The sequence below is a fragment of the Staphylococcus sp. FSL W8-0271 genome (assembly GCF_038006605.1).
Classification (GTDB): Bacteria; Bacillota; Bacilli; order Staphylococcales; family Staphylococcaceae; genus Staphylococcus; species Staphylococcus cohnii.
Genome location: NZ_JBBOVM010000007.1, coordinates 1 through 4,486 on the forward strand (window position 1 = coordinate 1; position 4,486 = coordinate 4,486).

Genomic DNA, 4,486 nt, shown 5'->3' on the forward strand with positions numbered 1-4,486 from the left:
TCTTGGCTTAATGACCTTTATGCTTTTCTTTTGCTTTTTGTTTTTTGATTTTACGTTTTCGTGTTTTTTCTTCTTCTTTTTGAAGCTTGTTTCTTTTTTTAGAACTTTTTTTCTTGAGTTCTTGCTCTTTTTTTAATGCCTCTTGTGATTGAGTAGTAATCACTTTTTTCTTTTGCTCTTTTGCTACCTGTCGTTGCAATCTTTTTGGATTAATTTTTTTATCAGATGACTTACGTTTAGTTTTTACCTTGCTTTTATTTACTAAATTTAAAAGGTCTTTGTCTATGAATTTTAAAATAGTTTCTCTATCAGGTTCTGTGCCAAATGTATATTTAGCAAAAACTGATTTTTGATTTTCTGTATATTCAACTAATCCGATAAAAAATTGTCCATCATGAAAAATTGTAAGTTTCATGTTGTCCCTCCTCTGTTTTAAATGAAATGAAGGACGACCTGAGGAGGAAGGTTACTGACAAAATTTATATTTTGCATTGGGACTACCAACCCAATTGTGTTTTTACATTTCATATTTTGATATTAACAAAATAATATCGTGGTTTAGAAACGAGTTGAAAACGAGTTTCTTCTTGTCTTGAGAGCTTATATAAGTTTTTAGGTATAAAACTATATGAATTACCCCTAAATCTTTAAAATGCCCCCTTAAAATGCAAAATAAATGCAAATAAGGGGGTAACTCCTTATGAAAAAACAACTAATAGTATTATAACACGTTTTTATGCCGAGAAAACTTATTGGTTGGAATGGGCTATGTGTTAGCTAACTTGTTAGCGAGTTGGTTGGACTTGAATTGGGATTAATCCCAAGAAAGTACCAACTCAACAACACATAAAGCCCTGTAGGTTCCGACCAATAAGGAAATTGGAATAAAGCAACGAAAGGAGTTGAGTAAAATGAGTGAGAAAACGAAGAAAATCATTCGAGTATCATTAGCTTTTTCACAAGTAGTAGTGCAATCATTGATAGTTTATTATACTTACCAGCAATATAAATTATCTAAAGAGAATTAAGTTTTGATTATGTAATAAGTTTTGGTACTAAAAAAGACTTGATCTAATTAGACCAAGTCTTTTGATAGTGTTATATTAATAACAAAATACGAAGAAGTCGCTCACCCACCGACCAAAGTTTGTGAACGACATCCAAAGATAAAAAACATTTAGCATGTGTTTTTGCAATTTTGTATATCTTGATATTAAACGATATTTGTATATTCTTCAAGATATATATTTGTATACGTAATTGGGTGAGCGACTTCTTAAACAAAATTAAGGAGTCGATTTTTTTATGAGTAAAAATAATCATACAAATCATTCAAATCACTTAGAAAATCACGATTCAGATAATTTTTCTAAAACCGGCTACTCTAATAGCCGGTTAAGTGGTCAAACTTTGGGAAAATCTCAACCCGAATTAAGTTTTGATGCTATGACAATCGTTGGGAATTTAAACAAAAATAATGCTAAAAAGCTATCTGATTTTATGAGCGTAGAGCCACAAATACGACTTTGGGATATACTTCAAACAAAATTTAAAGCTAAAGCACTACAAGAAAAAGTTTATATCGAATATGACAAAGTAAAAGCAGATACTTGGGATAGACGTAATATGCGTGTCGAATTTAATCCAAATAAGCTTTCACATGAAGAAATGATTTGGTTAAAAGAAAATATTATCGACTACATGGAAGATGACGGTTTTACGAGATTAGATTTAGCTTTTGATTTCGAAGATGATTTGAGTGATTATTATGCAATGACTGATAAAGCAGTTAAGAAAACTATTTTTTACGGTCGCAATGGTAAGCCTGAAACAAAATATTTCGGTGTAAGAGATAGTGATAGATTTATTAGAATTTACAATAAAAAGCAAGAACGTAAAGACAACGCAGATGTTGAAGTTATGTCTGAACATCTATGGCGTATAGAAGTTGAACTTAAAAGAGATATGGTTGATTATTGGAATGATTGTTTTAATGATTTACATATCTTGAAACCTGCGTGGACTACTTTAGAAAAAATTAACGAGCAAGCTATGGTTTATACTTTGCTACATGAAGAAAGTATGTGGGGAAAGCTAAGTAAGAATACTAAGACTAAATTCAAAAAAATGATTAAAGAAATATCTCCAATTGATTTAACTGAATTAATGAAATTGACTTTAAAAGCTAACGAAAAACAATTGCAAAAGCAGATTGATTTTTGGCAGCGTGAATTTAGATTTTGGAAGTGAATTGAATTTTATACACGTAAGTGATCATAAAATTTATGAACATTAGCAACCACCATTTTTGGTTGCTTAGGTTTAGGTTTTGAACTTATGGACTGACTTGTTCAGTCCATTTTTTGTGCTTGCACAAAAACAAGCCTCGCAGAGCACACGCACTAATGACTTATGAAACGTAGTAAATAAGTCTAGTGTGTTAGACTTTAATAAATAAAGGCCACGAAAACCAATGAAACAGGAGGGCAATTATATGTCGTATTCTATAATTAGAGTTGCAAGAGTAAAATCAAAAACAAACACAACTGGAATCCAAAAACATGTTCAAAGAGAAAATAAAAATTATGAAAATGATGATATAGATTTAGAGAAGTCGTATTTAAATTATGATTTAGTGAATGATAGTGATATTGATTTTAATCAAAAAATAGATGAGAAAATAGAACAGAATTATGCAGGTAAAAGAAAAATACGAAATGATGCTATTAAACATATTGATGGCGTTATTACATCAGACGAGGATTTTTTTAAATTTAAGAGTACAGAAGATATAAAGAGCTTTTTTGAAGATTCCAAGCAATTTTTAGAAAATGAGTATGGAAAAGAAAATTTGCTTTATGCAACGGTTCATATGGACGAGAAAACACCACATATGCATTATGGATTTGTCCCGATTACAGAAGATGGTCGTTTGAGCGCTAAAGAAGTAATTGGTAATAAAAAATCATTAACAGAATTTCAAGACAGATTTAATCAATATTTGAATGATAAAGGATATAGATTAGAACGTGGAGAATCTAAAAATAAAACAGAGCGAAAGCATCGCCAAGTTGAGCAGTATAAGAGTGAAACTAAATACCATGAGAAAGAAAAAGAATTTGCTAGACAAACACTTAAAGGGACAGAAAAACAAATTCAAAACCATCAACGTTTAATAGACCATTACAAGAGAGAAATTAAACCTATAAAAGCAAGCTATGACAATATGAAAAGTGAATTGAAAGATTGGGAAGAAATTAAGTTACCAAAATTAAAGAAAGAAGCTCAAAATATAGAAAATCAAAAGCATAAAGAGTCGAAAAAAATCGAGGATTTGAAACAAGAACGAGATAGACATTTAGATATTTTAGGTTCTGTAGATTCACAAATAGATGAATATAAAGAGAAAAATGCATATGAGAAAGTAAAATTAGACGAAATAAGAGCAAAAAAACAAAAAGAGGAAGAAGAGTACCAAAATTTAATAAATGTCTTAAATGAGCCTGTAAATGACAAATATGAATATGAGTATAAAAAACCTAGTCTGTTTTCAAAAGAAAAAGAGGCTACAGGTAAAGTAATTATTTCAGAGGATAATTATAAAATACTTAAACAACGATCAGCGTTAGCTGCTCGTTTAGAACCAACATTCACAGAATTAAACTCAGGAAAAGAACGTAAGCAAGATAAAGAGCATATTAGACGTTTACAGGATGAAAATTCAAAACTTAAGAAACAAAATAAAAAAGTAGCAAATGAACGTGATGAAGTGATAAGAGAGCATAAATCAGATATAAGTCTTGTGAAAAGTGGATGTAAAATAATCAAACAAGCAGTTGGGGAAGATGTTTATCATAAAGGGATTAATATGATTGATAATAAAGTTAAAAGTAATTTTAAAGATAAATACAGAGAAATGGTTACTGTTGATGACAATGATAAACGTATGTTCCAACGAAAAGATAACGAAGTGAAACGTATGCAATTTGAGAATAGTAAGATGCGTAGTAAAGGCAAAGATAAAGGTTTTGATTTGGATAGATAAAAATAAGGCTTTTAACAGAAATAATTAATCTGTTAAAAGCCTTATTAACGCTTATAAAAGAAATCATTGATTGATGATTTCTGAAGGAGAAGCCGTCACTTCTCATTGCTATATTAATATTATAACAGGTATTTAAAATTTTAATATTTTTTGTGATAAAGTTTGCTAAAAAGGAGCGATTTTATGACTGCTATTTGGATATCGATTATAGGTATGTGGTTTTGTATTGGAATGGCGTTTTTTGCTATCAAAGTGAGTAAGAATAAAAAGTAGACCACGTATTTATGCCGAGAAAATTTATTGTGCGTTGAGAAGAACCCTTAACTAAACTTGCAGACGAATGTCGGCATAGCGTGAGCTATTAAGCCGACCATTCGACAAGTTTTGGGATTGTTAAGGGTTCCGAGGCTCAACGTCAATAAAGCAATTGGAATAAAGCAA

At 30.2% G+C, this 4,486-nt stretch carries 3 protein-coding genes; 2 read left to right on the plus strand and 1 reads right to left on the minus strand.

All coding sequences use genetic code 11. The annotated features are described in order from the left end of the window. Window positions 1-7: 7 nt before the first annotated feature. Window positions 8-415 carry a YjdF family protein gene (locus tag NST87_RS13730; protein ID WP_119494536.1) on the minus strand — a complete coding sequence of 136 codons (408 nt, stop codon included), beginning with the start codon at window positions 413-415 and terminating at the stop codon, window positions 8-10. An 890-nt stretch (window positions 416-1,305) separates the two neighbouring features. Here NST87_RS13730 and NST87_RS13735 point away from each other — a divergent pair. Continuing rightward, window positions 1,306-2,250 (plus strand): replication initiation factor domain-containing protein, encoded by a 945-nt coding sequence (locus NST87_RS13735; protein ID WP_340721801.1) that lies wholly within the window; start codon window positions 1,306-1,308, stop codon window positions 2,248-2,250. A 244-nt stretch (window positions 2,251-2,494) separates the two neighbouring features. After that, a complete protein-coding gene (gene mobV, locus NST87_RS13740; protein ID WP_340721802.1) occupies window positions 2,495-4,045 on the plus strand; it encodes a MobV family relaxase in 1,551 nt (516 codons plus the stop codon). Window positions 4,046-4,486 lie beyond the last annotated feature (441 nt).